18 protein-coding genes are annotated in these 19,247 nt (G+C 73.7%); 9 read left to right on the forward strand and 9 right to left on the reverse strand.

Annotation, left to right across the window (positions count from 1 at the left end):
- Nucleotides 1-1,416, forward strand: a complete 1,416-nt coding sequence (gene boxB, locus ABWI07_RS35000; RefSeq protein WP_149263252.1) for a benzoyl-CoA 2,3-epoxidase subunit BoxB — start codon at nt 1-3, stop codon at nt 1,414-1,416.
- Nucleotides 1,417-1,477: 61 nt separating this feature from the next.
- Nucleotides 1,478-1,711, forward strand: a complete 234-nt coding sequence (locus ABWI07_RS35005; protein WP_149263253.1) for a hypothetical protein — start codon at nt 1,478-1,480, stop codon at nt 1,709-1,711.
- 22 nt (nt 1,712-1,733) lie between these two features.
- Here the strand turns inward: ABWI07_RS35005 and ABWI07_RS35010 are convergent, their stop codons facing one another.
- A complete protein-coding gene (locus ABWI07_RS35010) occupies nt 1,734-3,383 on the reverse strand; it encodes a cyclic nucleotide-binding domain-containing protein (protein ID WP_160161127.1) in 1,650 nt (549 codons plus the stop codon).
- Nucleotides 3,384-3,395: 12 nt separating this feature from the next.
- Nucleotides 3,396-3,734, reverse strand: coding sequence for a hypothetical protein (locus ABWI07_RS35015; protein ID WP_149263255.1), 339 nt, complete (start codon nt 3,732-3,734; stop codon nt 3,396-3,398).
- 93 nt (nt 3,735-3,827) lie between these two features.
- Between ABWI07_RS35015 and ABWI07_RS35020 the strand changes: the two genes are divergently transcribed.
- On the forward strand, nt 3,828-4,043 hold the full coding sequence (locus ABWI07_RS35020; RefSeq protein ID WP_149263256.1) for a hypothetical protein: 216 nt from the start codon (nt 3,828-3,830) through the stop codon (nt 4,041-4,043).
- On the opposite strand, the gene ABWI07_RS35025 is transcribed toward ABWI07_RS35020, so the two are convergent.
- The gene (locus tag ABWI07_RS35025) at nt 4,040-5,182 is read right to left on the reverse strand and encodes an acyl-CoA dehydrogenase family protein (RefSeq protein WP_353821198.1); all 1,143 of its coding nucleotides are present in this window, start codon (nt 5,180-5,182) and stop codon (nt 4,040-4,042) included. The genes ABWI07_RS35020 and ABWI07_RS35025 overlap by 4 nt on opposite strands.
- 73 nt (nt 5,183-5,255) lie before the next feature.
- On the opposite strand from ABWI07_RS35025, the gene ABWI07_RS35030 reads away from it, so the two are divergent.
- The gene (locus ABWI07_RS35030) at nt 5,256-5,831 is read left to right on the forward strand and encodes a TetR/AcrR family transcriptional regulator (RefSeq protein WP_149263258.1); all 576 of its coding nucleotides are present in this window, start codon (nt 5,256-5,258) and stop codon (nt 5,829-5,831) included.
- Here ABWI07_RS35030 and ABWI07_RS35035 read toward each other — a convergent pair.
- The 4 genes from ABWI07_RS35035 to ABWI07_RS35050 are packed head-to-tail and all read right to left on the reverse strand — an operon-like array spanning nt 5,828 to nt 9,678.
- Entirely contained in the window at nt 5,828-6,430 is a 603-nt protein-coding gene (locus ABWI07_RS35035) for a GTP-binding protein (protein ID WP_149263259.1), read from the reverse strand. The two genes, ABWI07_RS35030 and ABWI07_RS35035, sit on opposite strands and share 4 nt — an antisense overlap.
- Nucleotides 6,411-6,785 carry a DUF742 domain-containing protein gene (locus ABWI07_RS35040; protein ID WP_149263260.1) on the reverse strand — a complete coding sequence of 125 codons (375 nt, stop codon included), beginning with the start codon at nt 6,783-6,785 and terminating at the stop codon, nt 6,411-6,413. Before ABWI07_RS35040 ends, ABWI07_RS35035 begins: the two co-directional genes overlap by 20 nt.
- 8 nt (nt 6,786-6,793) lie before the next feature.
- Complete coding sequence (locus ABWI07_RS35045) at nt 6,794-7,234, reverse strand: roadblock/LC7 domain-containing protein (RefSeq protein ID WP_308800931.1); 441 nt, start codon at nt 7,232-7,234, stop codon at nt 6,794-6,796.
- The gene (locus tag ABWI07_RS35050; RefSeq protein WP_149263261.1) at nt 7,231-9,678 is read right to left on the reverse strand and encodes a sensor histidine kinase; all 2,448 of its coding nucleotides are present in this window, start codon (nt 9,676-9,678) and stop codon (nt 7,231-7,233) included. The genes ABWI07_RS35045 and ABWI07_RS35050 overlap by 4 nt, the downstream gene beginning before the upstream one ends.
- A gap of 481 nt (nt 9,679-10,159) precedes the next feature.
- On the opposite strand from ABWI07_RS35050, the gene ABWI07_RS35055 reads away from it, so the two are divergent.
- Nucleotides 10,160-11,674, forward strand: coding sequence for a M28 family metallopeptidase (locus ABWI07_RS35055; protein WP_149263262.1), 1,515 nt, complete (start codon nt 10,160-10,162; stop codon nt 11,672-11,674).
- A 98-nt stretch (nt 11,675-11,772) separates the two neighbouring features.
- Here ABWI07_RS35055 and ABWI07_RS35060 read toward each other — a convergent pair whose 3' ends face one another.
- Complete coding sequence (locus ABWI07_RS35060; protein ID WP_149263263.1) at nt 11,773-12,603, reverse strand: LLM class F420-dependent oxidoreductase; 831 nt, start codon at nt 12,601-12,603, stop codon at nt 11,773-11,775.
- Between the two features lie 62 nt (nt 12,604-12,665).
- Here ABWI07_RS35060 and polA point away from each other — a divergent pair, with 62 nt between their 5' ends.
- The 3 genes from polA (at nt 12,666) to ABWI07_RS35075 (ending at nt 17,472) form a co-directional block, all read left to right on the forward strand.
- The gene (polA, locus tag ABWI07_RS35065; protein ID WP_353821199.1) at nt 12,666-15,299 is read left to right on the forward strand and encodes a DNA polymerase I; all 2,634 of its coding nucleotides are present in this window, start codon (nt 12,666-12,668) and stop codon (nt 15,297-15,299) included.
- Nucleotides 15,300-15,408: 109 nt separating this feature from the next.
- A complete protein-coding gene (locus ABWI07_RS35070; RefSeq protein ID WP_149263265.1) occupies nt 15,409-15,909 on the forward strand; it encodes an inorganic diphosphatase in 501 nt (166 codons plus the stop codon).
- Between the two features lie 12 nt (nt 15,910-15,921).
- Complete coding sequence (locus tag ABWI07_RS35075; RefSeq protein ID WP_353821200.1) at nt 15,922-17,472, forward strand: FAD-dependent monooxygenase; 1,551 nt, start codon at nt 15,922-15,924, stop codon at nt 17,470-17,472.
- On the opposite strand, the gene ABWI07_RS35080 is transcribed toward ABWI07_RS35075, so the two are convergent.
- Complete coding sequence (locus tag ABWI07_RS35080) at nt 17,466-18,947, reverse strand: phytoene desaturase family protein (protein WP_149263267.1); 1,482 nt, start codon at nt 18,945-18,947, stop codon at nt 17,466-17,468. The genes ABWI07_RS35075 and ABWI07_RS35080 overlap by 7 nt on opposite strands.
- 79 nt (nt 18,948-19,026) lie before the next feature.
- On the opposite strand from ABWI07_RS35080, the gene ABWI07_RS35085 reads away from it, so the two are divergent.
- The coding region (locus ABWI07_RS35085; RefSeq protein WP_353821201.1) for a hypothetical protein at nt 19,027-19,247 on the forward strand (221 nt) is incomplete at its 3' end.

Consider the following 19,247-nt stretch of genomic DNA (forward strand, 5'->3'; position numbering starts at 1 on the left):
ATGGCGACCACCGCCGACTACACCGAGAAGATCCCCAACAATGTCGACCTGCACGAGGACCGGCGCCTCCAGCGGGCGCTGGAGTCCTGGCAGCCGAACTTCCTGTCCTGGTGGGAGTCGATGGGCCCGGCGCTGCCGACGCGGGAGGTCTACCTGCGCACGGCGGTGAACGTCGGGCGCGAGGGCTGGGCGCACTTCGGGCACGTCGCCATGAAGGACTACCGGTGGGGCATCTTCCTGGCCGAGCGCGACGGCGACCGCCGCATCGGGTTCGGTGCGCACAAGGGCGAGCCCGCCTGGCAGAAGGTCCCCGGCGAGTACCGCGCCGACCTGCAGCGCCTCATCGTCATCCAGGGCGACACCGAGCCCGCGTCCGTGGAGCAGCAGCGCAACCTCGGCGCCACCGCGCCCAGCCTCTACGACCTGCGCAACCTGTTCCAGGTGAACGTCGAGGAGGGCCGCCACCTGTGGGCGATGGTCTACCTCCTGCACGCCCACTTCGGGCGCGAGGGCCGCGAGGAGGCCGAGGAGCTCCTGCACCGCAACTCCGGCAGCGAGGAGTCGCCCCGCATCCTCGGCGCCTTCAACGAGGAGACCCCCGACTGGCTCTCGTTCTTCATGTTCACCTACTTCACCGACCGGGACGGCAAGTACCAGCTCGGCACGCTGAAGGAGTCCGGCTTCGACCCGCTGTCGCGCACCTGCGAGTTCATGCTCAAGGAGGAGGCCCACCACATGATGGTCGGCACCACGGGCATCGACCGGGTCGTCGAGCGGACCGTCGAGCTGATGAAGGAGCACGACACCGACGACGTCGCCCCGCACGGCGGGATCTCCCTCGACGTCGTCCAGAAGTACCTGAACTTCCACTACTCCGTCTCGCTCGACCTGTTCGGCTCCGAGACGTCCAGCAACGTCGCGAACTACTACACGGCCGGGCTCAAGGGGCGCTGGATGGAGGACCGCCGCAAGGACGACCACCGCCTCACCGACGACGCCGTCATGGTGGACGCCCTCGTCGACGGCGCCATCGGGGAGACCGAGGTCGCCGCGCTCGTCGGCCTGAACACCGACCTGCGCCGCGCGTACATCGCCGACTGCCAGAGCGGCGTCAACCGCTGGAACCGCATCCTGTCCGAGGCGGGCCTCCCGCAGCGCCTCCGCCTGCCGAGCATCGCGTTCAACCGCAAGGTCGGCGCGTTCGCCGGCATCGAGGCCGCGCCGGACGGCGAGGTGCTCGACGCCGCCGAGTGGGAGCGGCGCAAGGGCGCCTGGCTCCCGACGGAGGTCGACAAGACCCATGTCCGCTCGCTGATGCGGCCCGTCCACGAGCGCGGCAGGATCGCCGCCTGGATCGCCCCGCCCCGCAACGGCATCAACGGCCGCCCCTTCGACTACGAGTACGTCCGCCTCTAGTCAGGAGACCGGTGACCGGACCTAGGCCGCCGTACGGTTGTGGTGGGCGTACGGAGGTGGCGTGGAGAAAGCGGAGCGGGACTCTGATGACTTTTCGGGGATCGGACGCACCGCCGTGGCGGTTCTCATCGTCGCCGCAGCTCTGAGACACCCGCTGCGGTTGCTCAAGGGCGTGTGCAGGCGAGCGGCACGGGTGGTCTTGGCTCCGGTCGTGTACGTGGCCGTGCGCCTTTGGTCGCTCCGGAAGGACCGCCGGCCCACCTTCGAAGACCACCTGCGCCGTCACGAGGACTGACCCGTCAGCACGGATTCCCGCGTCATCCCTCCGTCGTCGCCGCCGGATGGATCCGCAGCCACGCGGTGCCGGGCCCGTCCAGCTCGACAGGCTCGAAGCCCGGTGCGCTTCCGGCGACCGTCCGGTGGACCGCGGGGGAGGCGATGAGCCCGAGGACGCCCGCGCCGGACGCCATCCGCCGGCGAAGCACGTCCGCGTCCAGCAGCCGGGTGGCGCGGGAGAGCGCGTCCCCGCTGATCCCGTCCGGCCCGGCGAGGACCGGGCCCGTGTCGAGCGCGACCCGCACCTGGAAGCGCAGGCCCTCGGCCGCGCCCCCGTTGTGCCGGGCGATGCGCTCGGCGAGCGCCCGCACCAGCGGGTCCGCCGCCGCGCTCACCGGGACCCCGGGCGGGACAACGAGCAGCAGCCCGTCCCCGCGGTCCTCGCGGTGGCAGGCGGCCCAGGGCACCCCGGCGGCGGCGAACGACTCCTCCAGCGACCGGAACAGCACCCGCCGGACGGCCGCGCGGTCCGCCTCGGTCCAGGCCGGGGAGTCGAACCCCACCACGTCGGCGAACAGGACCGTGCAGTCCTGCCCCGTGAGGAAGAGGGTCCCGGACACGGCCTCCGGACGCGGCCCGCCGGCCGCGGTGAGCCGCTCCAGCCGGGCCGGGTCCAGGACGCTGATCGTCCCGTCCTCGGCGCGGACGAGCCCCGCGCCGTCCCACTCGCGGAGCACGCTGGCCACCGCCGCCGGCGACGACGACGTCCAGCCCGCCAGCTCGGTGCCCGTCAGCGGGAGCACCCCGTCCCGCGCCGGCGACAGCGTGGTGAACAGCGCGGCCAGCCGGCGCTCGGTGTCGGCGAGCTCGGTGCCCGAAGTGCGGGCCGCCGCCTCGACGGTGCGGTCGTGCGCCTGCTTCTCCAGCACCGACTGCACGCCCGGGTACCGCTCCACGACGCGCCGGAAGTCCGCCGCGCCGACGACGAGCGCCTCGACGGTGTCGAGCGCGATGACGGTGGCCGACCAGTCGTCCCCCTCGAACAGCGCGCGCTCGCCGATGAGGTCGCCGGGGCCGCGGACGGCCACGATCAGCTCCTCGCCCGCCCGGTCGACGCGGACCTTCGTCCAGCCCGAGTGGATGACGACGACGTATTCGGCCGGGTATCCCTGCCGCAGGACCGGCGCGCCCGGCCCGAAGGTGCGCGGGCGCGCGACGCCGCGGACGGCGTCGCGCTCGTCGGAGCCGAGCGCGTGCCAGAAGCTCTCCCTGAACCGCTCGCCCCGGCCGGCGGACCGCGCGCGGACGACCTGCGCCCGGGCCGCCGCGGCCCTGGCGCGCGCGAACTCCAGCAGCGGCGCGACGAACAGGGCCAGCACGGCGAACGTGAACGCGGCGACCAGCGCCGCGGCCGGCGTCCCCGTGGCCGCGGCCGCCCACGCGGTGCACGCCGCGCCGAGGACGCCGAACGCCACGACCCCCCGCGCGAGCGCCCGTCCGAGATCGGCCGCGGCCGAGGGCGCGGGAGCGAGGCCGCCGGCGGCGAACGCGGGGGAGGCGTCCGAGAACGCCTCCAGCAGCCGCCGCGCCCGGCCCGCTCCGCCGGGCGCCGCCGAACCCGGCCCGCCCGCGGCCGGCGCGTCGGAGAACGCCACCAGCAGCCTCTTCCAGCCGTGCTCAGGACTCGGCATCGCATCCCCCATTCATCCGGCCTGGCCAGGCCCGTCGTCCTCAACGTCGCCGTCCGGGCCCGGCGGGAGCGCCCAGAGCGCGTACCGCCCGAGCTTCGCCATGACGGCCGGGGCGCTCGCACCGCACGCGAACGCCGCCCACGGCGCGTCGATCAGATCGCTCGCCGCGGCCGCCGAGGTCACCATCGCGGCGAGCATGCAGTGCAGGGCGCACGCGAACAGGTAGTACCGGCCGCCCGGCCCCTTCGGGTACCGCCACGGCGGCCCCTTCACGCGCCGGTTCGCCTCGAGGAAGGCCAGCGTGCGGTTGGCCGCCGCCCCCATGAGCCCCCACACGACGAACTGCCACATGACCCGACGGTAGGTCCCCGGCCGACGGCAGACCGTGACACGCCGCACAAACCACCCATGAACGATGCGCTCCGGTTCGGGTAGGTGTGCCGCATGGGTCCTGAAGAAGCCGGCGCGAAGGTCAAGCTCGCCACCACCCGGTACTGCGACCTCGCGGAACAGGTCGAAGCCGCGAGGGACGACCTGCTGAACGCCTACGCGGACGCGGCCCGCGAGGGCGTCGCCCCCGAGGAACTGGCCGACGGCTCCCCGTTCACCGCCGCCGACATCCGCCGCGAACTACGCGAGCGCGGCGTCGAATCCGGCTAGCGGGCGAGGTGGCGGGAGATCACCAGGCGCTGGATCTGGTTGGTGCCCTCGAAGATCTGCATGACCTTGGCCTCGCGCATGAAGCGCTCGACCGGGAAGTCGCGGGTGTAGCCGGCGCCGCCCAGGACCTGGACGGCGTCGGTGGTGACCTTCATGGCGCTGTCGGTGGCGACCAGCTTGGCGATGGACGCCTCGCGGCCGTACGGGCGGTCCGCGTCCTTGAGGCGGGCGGCCGCCAGGTAGGTGGCGCGGGACGACTCGACGGCGGCGGCCATGTCGGCCAGGACGAAGGCGAGCCCCTGGTGGTCGATGATCGCCTTGCCGAACGCCTCGCGCTCCTTGGCGTAGGCGACGGCGGTGTCGAGCGCGCCCTGGGCGAGGCCGGTGGCGACGGCCGCGATGCCGAGGCGGCCCGCGTCCAGGCCGGCGAGGGCGATGGACAGGCCCTGGCCCTCGTGGCCGATCAGGTGGTCGGCGGGGACGCGGGCGTCCACCAGCCGGACGGTCGCGGTGGTGGAGCCCATCAGGCCCATCTTGTCCTCGGGCGCGTCGAACTCCAGGCCGGGCGTGCCGGCGGGGACGTGGAAGCAGGAGATGCCGCGCGACTTCTCCGCCGACGTGCGGGCCATGACGGTGTAGAAGTCGGCCTTGCCGCCGTGGGTCGTCCAGGCCTTGGCGCCGTTGAGGACGTAGGAGTCGCCGTCGCGGACGGCCTTGGCGCGCATCGCGGCCGGGTCGGAGCCCGCGTGCGCCTCCGACAGGCAGTACGCGCCGAGGCGCTCGCCGGAGAGCATGTCGGGCAGCCACCGGGCGCGCTGCTCGTCGGTGCCGTAGGCGAAGAGGGGGAAGCAGGACAGGGCGTGCACGCTGACGCCGACGCCGACGCTCGCCCAGGCCGCCCCGATCTCCTCCAGGACCTGGAGGTAGATCTCGTAGGGCTGGCCGCCGCCGCCGAACTCCTCCGGGTACGGCAGCGTCAGCAGCCCCGCCCGGCCCAGCGTCGCGAACACCTCGCGGGGGAACGCCCCGGTCCGCTCGGCGTCGTCGACGCGCGGCGCGAGCTCCTTGGCCGCGATCTCGCGGGTGAGCGCGATCAGGTCCTCGGACTCGGAGGTCGGCAGGTGCCGGGTGGCGGGCATGGGCGGTCTCCTTTCGGCAGGCCAACAGTACCAAAGACAGTACTGGCGAACCCGATTTGGTACTCTCGCCGTCATGACCTCGGTGGACGAGCGGGCGACCCGGGCGACGCGGCGGCGCGAGGTGCTGATCGACCGGCTCATGGAGCTCTTCCTGGAGCACGGCTTCGCCGAGCTGGGCGTCGCGGACCTGGCCGCGCGGCTGCACTGCTCCAAGAGCACGCTCTACTCGGTCGCGGCGAGCCGGGAGCAGATCATCGTGGCCGTGGTGCGGGCCTTCTTCCGCCGGGCCACCGAGCGCGTGGAGGCCGTGCTCGACGGCAGCGCCGACCCGCGTGAGCGCGTCGGCGCCTACCTGCGGGCGATCTCCGACGAGCTGGCCCCCGCGTCCGCCGCGTTCTTCGCCGACCTGGATGCGTTCGCCCCCGCGCGGGAGATCTACAAGCGCAACACGCGGTACGCCGTGCGGCGCGTGCAGGGCCTCGTCCGGGAGGCGGCCCCCGGCGGCGACGCCGCGTTCGTCGGCGCCGTCGCGGGGCAGGTGATGGAGTCCATCCACCGCGGCGAGATCAAGGCGCAGACCGGCCTGGACGACTCGGCCGCCTACGCCGCGCTAGCGTCCCTCATCGTGGCCCGCATGGCGGCCGGTTAGTTCTGGGCCGACTGCAGGGCGTGCTCGACGAGGGCCACCAGGACGCCGCGCGCCACCTCCCGGCTCCGCACGTCGCACATCATGACCGGGACCTCCCGGTCGACGTCGAGCGCGTCGCGGATCTCCTCCACGGTGTAGCGGCGGGCGCCCTCGAAGCGGTTCGCCGCGATGACGAACGGGAGCCCCCGCTGCTCGAAGAAGTCGATGGCGGCGAAGCTCGTGCTGAGCCGCCGCGTGTCGACCAGGACGATCGCGCCGACCGCGCCGTAGGCGATCTGGTCCCACATGAACCAGAAGCGCTCCTGGCCCGGCGTGCCGAACAGGTACAGCCGGACGCCGCCGGAGAACGTCAGCCGGCCGAAGTCCATCGCCACGGTCGTGGTGGTCTTGCCCTCCACGCCGCCGAGGTCGTCGACGCCCACGGAGGCGTCGGTGAGGACCTCCTCGGTGCGCAGCGGGCGGACCTCGCTCACCGCGCTCACCAGCGTGGTCTTGCCGACGCCGAAGCCGCCGGCCACCAGGACCTTCAGGGTGTGGAGCGGGACGTCGTCGTCGCGCCCGTGCGCGCCGGCGGTCGGGTCAAAGGCGGCGGAGTTCATCGAGCACTCTCATGAGGATGCGGGGGTCGGGACGTTCGGTCTGCGCGGCCTGCGGCATCTCCTCGATCAGGCCGTACTGGTACAGGTCCTCCAGCAGGATCTGCACGACCCGCAGCGGCAGGTCGGTCTCCGAGGCGAGGTCGGCGGGCGTGGAGGGCCGCCGGCACAGCTCCAGCAGCCGCCGCTGCTCGCGCGACAGCCAGACGCGGTCGGCCGGGGTCCGGCCGGTCGCGACGAGGATGGCCACCAGGTCCAGGACGAGCCCGCGGGGGCGGGTGCGCCCGCGGGTCACCGCGTAGGGCCGGACGACCGGGCCGGCGTCCGACCCGACCCAGCGCTCTCTCGGGCTCTCCACGGCCGGCTCTAGCCTGACGCGCCCGAGCGGACCGGCGGATCCTGCGCCTCGGCGCCGCGCGGCTGGGTCGACAGCGTGCGCCGCACCCGCTTGATCAGCATGGTCGTCTCGTAGGCGACCAGCCCCGCGTTGCCGCCCGCGTCGCTCAGCACGGCGAGGCAGCTCCCGTTGCCCGCGGGCATGACGAAGAACAGCAGGCCGTCCAGTTCGACGACGGTCTGCCGCACCTGCTTGGCCTGGAAGTGCTCGCGGGCGCCGTTGGCCAGGCTGTGGAAGCCCGACGACAGCGCCGCGAGGAACTCGGCGTCCTTGCGGGTGACGTCCCCGGAGGCGCCCATGACCAGCCCGTCCCTGGACAGCAGGACGGCTTGGCGGACCTCCCCGACCCGCTGCACCAGATCGTCGAGCAGCCAGTCGAGTTCACCGCCGGCGTTGCCCTGCCGCATCATGACTCCCCCCATTCATCGCGTGGATCCAGTTCGCCCGGCTCGTCGTCGACCCTGCCGCGCAGCCATCCCGACTGCAGCGACGCCATCAGGTCGCGGCTGAGCTCCGGGCTCGGTTCTTCGAAGTCGTCCTCGCCCGCCGGGGCGGGCTGGGCGTGCCGCGGCGCGGACCGCCCGCGCAGCTGCGGGGCCAGGGAGCCCTGCCGGACCCGGCGCGGGAGCCGTCCCGTGACCTCGCTGTCCTCCACCCCGCCCGGCTCCGGTCCGGCGCCGTTCGGCGGCTCACGGTCCGCGAACGGCCGTGCCTGGTCGAGGGGCGGGTCGAGGAGCGGCTCGGGCGGCGGCGCCGGCGGCGGCACGGGGCCCCGCCCGGCGGGCAGCCCGGCGGGCTCGCCGGACGTCCGGTCCTGGACGATCCGGCCGGGCAGCGCCGGACGCGACGGGCGGCCGAGCCGTGCCGGGCCCATGCCCGCGGACGCCGCCGACCCGACCGGCTGCGGCGCACCGGCGTGGCCGCGGCCCATGTGCCAGTCGTCGTCGAAGACGACCAGCGCGTGCGGCACGAGGACGATCGCGGTCGTCCCTCCGTACGGGGACGGCTGCAGCGACACCTGGATCCCGTGCCGGGCGGCGAGGCGCGCGACGACGAACAGGCCGAGCCGCTCGGTGTCGACCAGGTCGAACTCCACGGCGCTGGCGAGCCGCCGGTTCAGCTCCTCCAGCTCGTCGGCCTCCAGTCCGACGCCGCGGTCGACGACCTCCACGGCCAGCCCGTTGGCCACGGACTCGATCTTGACGGTGACCTCGGTGGCCGGCGGGGAGAACGACGCCGCGTTCTCGATCAGCTCGGCGAGCAGGTGGATGACGTCGGCGACGACGTCGCCGGTGACCGCGGCCGACGACGCGCCGGTCACCTCCACCCGCGTGTAGTCCTCCACCTCGGCGATCGCGGCCCGCACCACGTCCTCCGCGGCGACCGGATGGTCCCAGGCGCGGACGGTCGGCGACCCGGACAGGATGACCAGGCCCTCGGCGTGCCGCCGCATGCGGGTGGTGAGGTGGTCGAGGCGGAACAGGTCGTCCAGCTCCTCGGGGCTGGACGCGCGCCGCTCCATCTGGTCCAGCAGCCGCAGCTGCCGGTGCAGCAGCGACTGGCTGCGCCACGACAGGTTGACGAAGACCCGGTTGATGCTGGCGCGCAGCTCGGCCTCGCCGACCGCGGTGCTCACGGCCGTCCGCTGGACGGCGTCGAACGCGTCGGCGACCAGGGCGATCTCCCGCGTGCGCCCAGGCTCCGGGCGCGGCGCCTCCGCGTCGACGTCGACCTTCTCGCCGCGCCGCAGCCGGGCCACGACCGCGGGCAGCCGCTCGTGCGCGAGCCGCTGCGCCGACGCCTGCAGGTCGCGCAGCTCCTGCGCGAGCCGCCGGGCGAACAGCACCGGCACCGCGACCGAGGCGGCCACGATCAGCAGGCCCACGACGCAGGCCAGGAAGAAGCGCAGCATGATCTGCCGTCCGGCGGGCCCGACGAGCTCGTCGTTCAGGACGTCGCCGGCGCGGGAGGAGGCCTTCTGCCACAGCGGCGTCAGCTCCTGCGTGACCGCCCGCCACTCCCGGACGCCCGGGCTGAGGCCCTGCCAGCGGATCTGGCTCTCCATCGAGGTGAAGCTGCCGTAGGCGGAGGACGTGGCGACCCCCTCCATGACCCGGGAGATCTCGCCGGTCACCTCGGCGCGGGCGAGCGAGAGGAACTCCTCCCGGTTGCCGGCCCAGCCCGCGAAGGCCATGCGCTCGGCCGCGTTCAGCCGGTGCGCGCCGACCGCGGACAGCAGGGCGTCCTCGCGCAGCATGAAGTCGCTCGCCCACGAGAAGTGCATGATCCCGGAGCTCTGCCGGTAGACGGAGGTGTCGTCGACGCTGACGAACGTCGTCAGCAGCCGGAACGTCGTGTCGGAGAAGCCGCTGTAGGCGTCGATGGCCTGCACCGTGCTGGCCGCGCCCTGGGTGATCTGGGTCCGCAGCGGCTCGAGCTGGTCGAGGCTGGCGCTCAGCGCCTTCATGCGCTCCCAGATCTCCGGGCTCATCGCGTCCCTGAGGTCGGGCTTGAAGGCCGACGAGCGGAAGGCCGCCACGGCGGCGTCGGTCCTGCCCGCGACGCCCTCGTAGGCCCGGGCGCTGGCGCCGGTCCGCGCCTTCAGCACGACGACGGCGGCGGCGCGCTCGCGCTGGAGCGTCCCGATGACGGCGCCGGCGGGCAGCCCGATGTCCTTGTACATCCGCGTGAAGTCGGTCCGCTGCAGCGCGGCGGACAGCGTCGTCCCGGCCGAGAACGCCCACAGCGCCACCAGCGCGGCGAGCGGGATGGCGAGCAGCATCGCGATCCGCCGCCCGACCGGCCGCGTACGCGCCCGCTCATGGGAGCCATGAACCTGCTCGGGCTTCGTCACCGGCCCACACTCCTGATCGTCCTCGATCCCGGTCGTCCCCGACCGACCTGGCGGCACCGGAGCATACTTAGTTCGATTTGCCGGGTACCAGTGGCCTCACCTGCGGCGACTTGTGACCTCTCGCGTGCACCGCGTGAACCGGGGCGCCCGAGCGTCCCCGCGGCCGACGCCGCGCGCACGCGCCGCCCGGGCCCGCGGCGCCTGCGCAACGCTCGTCTCCTCCGCGATGTCGTCGCAGGTCAGCGGCCAGATCCGGAAATAGATGATCTTGTTTTCCGGATGTTTTCCGGGGCTTAATGATCAACTCGGCGGAGGTTCGTGGACCGGTCCCGGAGAAACCGGCCGGGGTGCGGCGGACGTGGGACCGCCGTGAAAAACGAGGCCAATATTGGCCGTTTCGATGCAGAGTCGTGTCTTGTTGCAAAAAATGACGCATGTCAGGCTTCGGTTTACTTTGTCCCCCCACCAACGGAGACCGAGCATGCGCAGAGCCGCGCTAGCCGTCCTCGCCGGGTTGTCGCTCGCCGCCACCACCGTGGCCGCGGTGCCCTCCCAAGCCGCCGGGCCGGCCCAGTCCAAGCTGGCCAAGCTGGTCACGCTGAAGAACGTCCGGCACCACCAGCTGAACCTGCAGAAGATCTCGGATGCCAACGGCGGCAACCGGGCCGCGGGGCTCCCCGGTAACAAGATCACCATCAAGTACATCGCGGACCAGCTCAAGCGGGCCGGATACACCCCGACGGTCCAGGAGTTCGAGTTCGACTACTGGGAGGAGCGGTCGGAGCCGGTCCTCGCCGAGACCGCGCCCACTCCGAAGACCTTCGCGCCGCACAGCGACTTCGAGACGCTCCAGTACTCCGGGTCGGGCGACGTCACCGCCGCGGCCACGCCCGTCGACCCGGAGGCGACCGGGGACGGCAGCGGCTGCGAGGCCGGCGACTTCGCCGGGTTCCCGAAGGGCCACATCGCGCTGATCCAGCGCGGCGGCTGCTTCTTCTCCCTGAAGACCGACAACGCCATCGCCGCCGGCGCGGCCGCCGTCGTCATCTACCAGCTGCCCGACCAGCCGGGCCCGGTCGGCGGGACGCTGACCAAGCCGTACGGCATCCCGGTGGTCGGCCCGACGAACGCGGTCGGCAAGGCCCTCGTCCAGCAGGCGCAGAACGGCGGCGTCACGCTCCGGGTGAAGACCGACACCCTGAACGACCGGCGCAAGGCCGCCAACGTCATCGCCGACACCAAGCGCGGCAGGGCCGACAACGTCGTGGTGGTGGGCGCGCACAACGACAGCGTCACCGCCGGACCGGGCATCAACGACGACGGCTCGGGCACCGCGACGCTGCTGGAGATGGCCAAGCAGATCAACAAGCTCGGCTCCAAGGTGCACAACAAGGTGCGGTTCGCCTTCTGGGGCGCCGAGGAGGAGGGCCTGCTCGGCTCGCAGTACTACGTCGACAACCTCCCGGAGGCCGAGCGCGCCAAGGTCGCCCTGATGCTCGACTTCGACATGCTCGCCTCGCCCAACTACGTGAACTTCGTCTACGACGGCGACAACAGCGCGGGCGAGAACAACGTGGAGGCCCCCGCGGGCTCCGGCGCGATCGAGAAGGCGTTCACCGACTACTTCGCCAAGCGCAAGCTCGCCACCGACCCGACGCCGTTCAACGGGCGCTCCGACTACGACGCCTTCATCTCCGTCGGCATCCCCGCCGGCGGCCTGTTCACCGGCGCCGAGGGCATCAAGACCCCCGAGCAGGCGAAGGTGTACGGCGGAACCGCGGGCCTCGCCTACGACCCGTGCTACCACCAGGCCTGCGACACCTACGACAACGTGGACCTGAAGGGCTTCGACCAGATGATCGACGCCACCTCCGCCGTCACCGAGCTGTTCGCGCACAGCACCCTGACGGTCAACGGCAACGAGCTCGCCCGCCGGCAGGCGCAGCCCAGGAAGCGCATGGTGCCCGACGAGATCGGCAACCACGCGACCCGGTAGGACTCCGGCAGGACCGCTCACCCCGAGGGACGCGCCCCGCACAGGGCGCGTCCCTCACCTTGTGCGGCCCCCGCCACGGCCCCTGGTCGGAAACAAGGTCAGAGCATCACGTCGGCGATCGCCCGCAGCGCGGGACGGGGGTCGCCGCCCGGCTCGGTCAGCACCTGGACGGCGACGCTGTCCGCCCCCGCGTCCAGATGGGCGGTCAGCCGCTCGGTCACCGCCGCCGCGTCGCCGTGCGCGACCAGGGCGTCCACGAGCGCGTCGCTGCCGCCGCCGGCGAAGTCGTCGCCGGTGAACCCCAGCCGCTCGAAGCTGGCGACGTAGTTGCGCAGGCCGAGGTAGCGGCCCAGGGTCTCCCGGGCGATCGCGCGGGCGCGTACCGGATCGGGTTCGAGCACGACCTTCTGCTCCGGCGCGAGCAGCGGGCCGGCCCCCAGGACCTCCCGCGCCGACCTGGTGTGCTCGGGCGTGGTCAGGTACGGGTGGGCGCCTGCGGCGCGCTCTGCCGCCAGCCGCAGCACCTTCGGCCCCAGCGCGGCGAGGACCCGCCCTTCCGCCGGGACGTTCCCGGCGTCCAGCCGGTCGAGGTAGTCCACGATCGTCTCGTACGGGCTGCGGTACTCCTGGTCCCGCTCCCGGTGGCCGATGCCGGCGCCGAGCAGGAAGCGGCCGCCGTGCGCGTCGTTCAGCCGGTGGTAGCCCGCGGCGGCCTCCTCGGCCGGCGTGCTCCACATGTTCACGATGCCGGTGGCGACCACGATGCGGTCGGTCGCGGCGAGGACGCGCCCGGCGATGTCCGGATCGCCGGGCGAGGCCCCGATCCAGATCGCGCCGTAGCCGAGCTCCTCGACGTCTCTGGCCAGTTCCGGGTCCAGGAGCGGCCAGGGGCACCAGATCCCGAGCCGGCCCAGTTCGATCTTGGTCATGCCGGTGCCAACACCCCCGCGGGCGGTTTCATGCCCCGGCCCCCGGTGCCAGGATGTGACGCATGACCGACCGGCCCCGCCTGCTGCTCCTGGACGGCCACTCGCTGGCCTACCGAGCCTTCTACGCGCTGCCGGTCGAGAACTTCAGCACCGCCTCCGGGCAGCCGACCAACGTCGTGTACGGGTTCGCCAACATGCTCGCCAACGTCCTGCGGGACGAGCGCCCCACGCACGCGGCCGTCGCGTTCGACGTCTCCCGGCAGACGTTCCGCACCGAGGCGTTCCCCGACTACAAGGCGACCCGGGCGCGGTCGCCGAGCGAGTTCGGCAGCCAGCTCCCGATCCTGGACCGGCTGCTCGCCGCGATGAGCGTGCCGGTGCTGCGCGCCCCCGGCTACGAGGCCGACGACGTCATCGCGACGCTGGCGGCGGCCGCGGAGGCCGGCGGCATGGACGTGCTGATCGTCACCGGCGACCGGGACGTGCTCCAGCTCGTCAGCGACCGCGTCACCGTCCTGTACTACTACCGGACGGCGTCGGAGATGATCCGGTACACGCCCGGCGCGGTCCAGGAGAGGTACGGGCTGACCCCGGCCCAGTACCCCGACTTCGCGGCGCTGCGCGGCGACCCGTCCGACAACCTTCCGAGCATCCCCGGGATCGGGGAGAAGACGGCCGCCAGGTGGGTCCGCGAGTTCGGGTCGCTCGACGCCCTGCTGGAGCGCGCCGGCGAGGTGAAGGGCAAGGCGGGGGAGAAGCTGCGCGCCGCCGCCGGAACGGTTCGGCTGAACCGGCGGCTGACCGAGCTCGTCCGCGACCTCGACCTCCCGGTGGCGCCCGCCGACCTGCGGCGGCGCCCGTACGACCTGGCCGCCTTCACCTCCCTGCTCGACGAGCTGGAGTTCCGCAACGCCAGCCTCCGCCAGCGCCTGTTCGCCGCCGACCCCGGCGGCGGACGTCCCCCGGAGGAGGACGGGCCGGAGCCGATCCTGGGGCGGGAGCTGGAGCCGGGCGAGCTGCCCGGCTGGCTGGACGCTCACGCGACCCGCCTGACCGGGCTCGCCGCCGACTACACGTGGGCGCGCGGCGCGGGCGGCATCGACCGGATCGCGCTGGCCGCCGGCGACGGGCACGCGGCGTCGTTCGAGCCCGCCGCCCTTGCCGCGGAGGACGAGCGGGCCTTCGCCGCCTGGCTGGCCGACGCGGACCGGCCCAAGGCGCTGCACGACGTGAAGTCGCTGCTGCGCGTCCTCGGCGAGCACGGCCTGCGCCTCGACGGGATCGCCACCGACACCGCGATGGCCGCCTACCTCCTGCTGCCCGGCCTCGCCGCCTACGCGATCGCCGACCTGGCGGGCCGCCACCTCGGGCGGCGCCCGTCCGAGGAGGGCGCGGCCGGGCTGATGCAGAGCGCCCGCGCCGTCCTCGACCTGGCCGGGGTGTTCGCCGCGGACCTGGCGTCCACGGGCATGGACGAGGTCCTGCGGGACGTCGAGCTGCCGCTGTCGCGCCTGCTCGCCCGCGCCGAGCGCGCCGGGGTGCACGTGGACGCCGGCCTCCTGCACGAGCTGGAACGGCACTTCGCGGACGCCATGGAGCGGGCCGCCGACGAGGCCGCCGGGATCGCCGGGCGCCGCTTCAACCCCGGCTCGACCAAGCAGCTCCAGGAGGTGCTGTTCGGCGAGCTCGACCTGCCCCGGACCAAGAAGATCAAGTCGGGGTACTCCACCGACCTGGACGCGCTGACCTGGCTCGCCACCCGGACCGACAACGGCCTGCCGCAGGTCCTGCTGCGCCACCGCGACCAGGCGCGGCTGCGCTCCACGGTCGCCGGGCTCATCCGGGAGATCGGCGCGGACGGCCGCATCCACACGAGCTTCCAGCAGACCGTCGCCGCGACCGGCCGGCTCAGCTCCGCCGAGCCGAACCTGCAGGTCATCCCCGTCCGGACGGAGGACGGGCGGCGCATCCGCCGCGCCTTCACCCCCGGCGAGGGCCACGAGTCGCTGATGACGGCCGACTACGGGCAGCTCGAACTGCGCGTCATGGCGCACCTGTCGCAGGACCCGACCCTGCTGGCGGCGTTCGCGTCCGGCGAGGACCTGCACACCACGATGGCCGCGCAGGTCTTCGGGGCCGCCCCGGGGGCCGTCACCCCGGACATGCGCCGCAGGATCAAGGCGATGTCGTACGGGCTGGCGTACGGGCTGTCGGCGTTCGGCCTGGCCAAGCAGCTCGGCATCGCGGTGGCCGAGGCGCGCCCGCTGATGGACGCCTACTTCGAGCGGCTCGGCGGCGTCCGCGACTACCTCGCCTACGTCGTCGCCGAGGCCAGGGCCACCGGCTACACCCGCACGATCCTCGGCCGCCGCCGCTACCTGCCCCACCTGAACAGCGAGAACCGGCAGCGCCGCGAGACCGCCGAGCGGATGGCGCTGAACGCCCCGGTGCAGGGCTCCGCCGCCGACATCGTCAAGATCGCGATGCTGCGGGTGGACGACGCGCTCACCGCGGCCGGGCTCGCCAGCCGCCTGCTGCTCCAGGTGCACGACGAGATCGTCCTGGAGGTGGCGCCCGGCGAGGAGGGCGCGGTGCGGGAGATCGTCCGGACCGGGATGACGACCGCCTACCCGCTCACGGTCGGCCTGGAGGTCGCCATCGGCTCCGGCGCCGACTGGAACGCCGCCGCGCACTGAGACCGCCGCCTCCCGGCGCCCGCCTCCCGACACCCGACCGCCGAAACCTGCTGCCGGCCCGAGGTGGCCGCCCGGCTTGTGGGGTAGTGCTCCCCTTGGGGAGGGATTCATGGAGATCGACATGATCGTCGAGATCCCCCGGGGATCGCGCAACAAGTACGAGATGGACCACCGGCTCGGCCGCATCCGGCTCGACCGGATGCTGTTCACCTCGACGCAGTACCCGCTGGACTACGGCTACATCCCGGACACGCTCGCGGAGGACGGCGACCCGCTGGACGCGATGGTGCTGCTGGAGGAGCCCACCTTCCCCGGCTGCGTGGTCAGGGTGCGCAGCGTCGGGGTGTTCTGGATGCACGACGAGGGCGGTCCCGACGCCAAGATCCTCACCGTGCCCGCCGGGGACGTCCGCTACGCCGGGATCCGCGACCTGCGGGACGTCCACGAGCACATCCTCGACGAGATCGCGCACTTCTTCGACATCTACAAGAGCCTGGAGCCCGGCAAGGGCACCGACGTGCGCGGCTGGCAGGACCGGCGCGTCGCCGACCGGACGATCGAGCGGGCCGCCGAGAACGCGCGGGAGGTGGCCGGGAACGCCGCGACGTGATCGGGTGGAGCCGTGAGCGACAGCGAACCGGTCGTCGTCGTGGGTGCGGGGCCCGTGGGCCTGGTCACGGCGCTGCTGCTGGCCCGGCACGGCGTGCCGGCCGTGGTGCTGGAGGCCGCCGCCCGCCGCGACCCGTCCGGATCCCGGGCGATCTGCTTCCAGCGCGACGTCCTCGACGTGCTCGACCGCGTCGGGTGCGCCGAGCCGATGATCGCGCGCGGCGTGACCTGGACGACCGGCCGCACCTACCACCGCGGCGACGAGCTGTTCGCCGTCACCTTCCCCGGCGCCGGGCGCGGCGCCGTGCCGCCCTGGATCAACATCTCCCAGGCGGAGGTCGAGGCGCGGCTCCGTGACCTCGCCGCCGCGGAACCGCTCGTCGACGTCCGGTACGGACACCGCGTCAGCGGCGTGCGCCAGGACGAGGACGGCGTCGAGGCCCGCGCCGAAGGCGGGGGCGCGGTGCGCGGCACCCACCTGGTCGGCGCGGACGGCGGGCGCAGCGCCGTCCGGGAGCTGCTCGGCATCGGATTCCCCGGCCGCACCTTCGCCGACCGGTTCCTCATCTGCGACATCCGGGCCGACCTGCCGTTCCCGAGCGAGCGGCGGTTCTACTTCGACCCGGAGTGGAACCCGGGGCGCCAGGTCCTGGTCCACCAGTGCCCGGACCGGACGTGGCGCATCGACTGGCAGGTCCCCGCCGACCTCGACCTCGACGCCGAGCGGAGGTCGGGCGCGCTGGACGCCCGCATCCGGAGGATCACCGGCGGCGCCCCGTACGAGATCGTGTGGGCGACCGTGTACCGGTTCCACGAGCGGTGCGCGGCGGCGTTCGCGTCCGGGCGCGCGTTCCTGGCCGGGGACGCGGCCCACCTCTACGCGCCGTTCGGCGCCCGCGGCCTGAACTCCGGCATCCAGGACGCGGAGAACCTCGCCTGGAAGCTCGCGTTGGTCCGTCGCGGCCTGGCCCCGCACGGGCTCCTGCACAGCTACGACACCGAGCGCCGGGCGGCGGCCGAGGAGAACCTGCGGGTGACGACGCGGACGATGGAGTTCCTCGTCCCGCAGACCCCGGACCAGCGGGCCCGCCGCCTGGCGGCCCTGGAGGCGGCCCGGACGCACCCGGACCCCCGCACGATCATCGACTCGGGCAGGCTCGCCGAGCCGTTCTGGTACCTGGACTCGCCGCTGACCACGCCCGCCGGGCCGGGGGAGGACTTCCCGCGCGGCCCCGGGGCCGTCCGGCCGCCGGTGCCGGGCGTCCTCTGCCCGGACGGCCGCTGCGTCGTGGACGGCGAGCCGACCCGCCTGCGCCGCCTGTTCGGCACGCGGTTCGTGGTCCTCACCCAGGGCGAGCGCGCCGGGGGGCTGCCGACCGACATCCCGCACCGGGTCCACGCGCTGGACGGCATCGACACCGGCGGGGTGCTGCGGACGGCCCTGCGCGCCGGCCCCGACACCGTGCACATCGTGCGCCCGGACGGCCACCTGGCCGCCGTGCTGCCGTCCTACGACCCGGAGGCCGTGGCCGCGGCCCTGCACCGGGCCTGCGGGCGCTACTGACCGGCGCCCAGGACGGCGCGGGCCGCGTTGTGGCCCGGAATGCCGCTGACGCCGCCGCCCCGCCGGGCGCCCGCCCCGCACAGCAGCACGCGCGGGTGCTCGGTCTCGACGCCCCACCGCCCGCGTTCCTCCGCCGCCTCGGCGAACGGCCACGACAGGTCGCGGTGGAAGATGTGGCCGCCGGGGAGGCCGACCTCGTCCTCCAGGTCGACGGGCGTCTTCGCCTCCAGGCACGGCGTGCCGTCCGGCGCGCGCAGGAGGCAGTCCTCGATCGGCTCCGCGAGCACCGAGTCGAAGGACGCCAGCGTCGCGCGCAGCGCCGCGGCGCGCGCGCCTTCGGGATCCGCCCGGAACAGCCGCGCCGGCATGTGCAGGCCGAACAGCGTCAGCGTGTGCGCCCCGGCCTCCCGCAGGTCCGGGCCGAGGATGGACGGGTCGGTCAGCGAGTGGCAGTACACCTCGGCGGGCGGAACGGCCGGGACGCGGCCCTCGCGGGCGTCCCTGTAGGCCGCGTCGAGCTGCCGCCGGCTCTCGTTGATGTGGAAGGTGCCGGCGAACGCCTCCTCCGGCCGGACGGACGGGTCGCGCAGTCGCGGGAGCCGCGAGAGCACCATGTTCACCTTCAGCTGCGATCCCTCGGCCGAGCGCTCCCGGGGCATGTTGACCAGCACCCATCGGGCCGAGACGGCGTGCTCGGCGCCTTCGGCGTCCCGGAACGCCACCTCCCCGGCCGGGTCGACGTGCAGGACCTCCATCCCGGACCGCAGCTCCGCCCCGGCCGCGCGGGCGGCGTCGGCGAGAGCCCCGGTGACCGCGCCCATGCCGCCGACCGGCACGTTCCAGTCGCCGGTCCCGTCGCCGATGACGTGGTAGAGGAAGCAGCGGTTGGCCAGGAGCGCCGGGTCCGAGGTGTCCGCGAACGTGCCGATCAGCGCGTCGGTGAGGACGACGCCGCGCACGGTGTCGGCCGCGAAGCGCTCGTCCACGACGTCGCCGATGGGCCGCTCGAACAGGTCGCGCCAGGCCTCCTCGTCGTCCACCGCCTTCCGCAGCTCCGCGCGGTCGCGCAGCGGTTCCAGCAGGGTCGGCGCGACGCGTTCGGCGACGTGTCCGGCCATCGCGTAGAAGCGGCGCCAGGCGTCGGCGTCGGCCCCCAGGGACGCCGCCGTCCGCGCGGGGTCCCCGTTGTCGACCAGCAGCCCGCCTCTGCCGACCGGCGTGTACGAGGAGAACCGCCGCCCGCGCAGCTCGACGCCCAGGCCGAGGTCGCGGACGATCCGCGACGGCAGCAGGCTCACCAGGTAGGAGTACCGCGAGACGCGGGCGTCCACGCCGGGGAAGATCCGCGCCGAGACCGCCAGCCCGCCGAAGTGCCCGAGCCGTTCCAGCACCAGCACGCGCTTCCCGGCGCGTGCCAGGTAGGCGGCCGCGACCAGCCCGTTGTGCCCGCCGCCCGCGATGACCACGTCGTACATGACCACAGAAAACCACACCGATCGCCGGACGCGCGGAAATCCGTTGGCGGGTGCGGCCGCCGGGAGGATCATGGGGCGGGTGAAGATCCGGCTTTCTGGGGGAGTGGTGGCGTCCGGGCGCCATGCCTGGATCGCCCGTCCCGCCGGCCCGGTCCGGCTGCCGGACGGGGCGGACGCGCGACCGGGGACCCCCGTCGCGCTCGGCCCCGATTACTCCGTCGTGGAGAACTTGGCGGTCGCCGTCGGGGAGAAATCGCTGCTGGTCGCGGTCGGGGGCGCGGGGGGTGGGTGGGGGGTCGG

This window comes from Actinomadura sp. NPDC000600 (assembly GCF_040492135.1).
Taxonomy (GTDB): domain Bacteria; phylum Actinomycetota; class Actinomycetes; order Streptosporangiales; family Streptosporangiaceae; genus Spirillospora.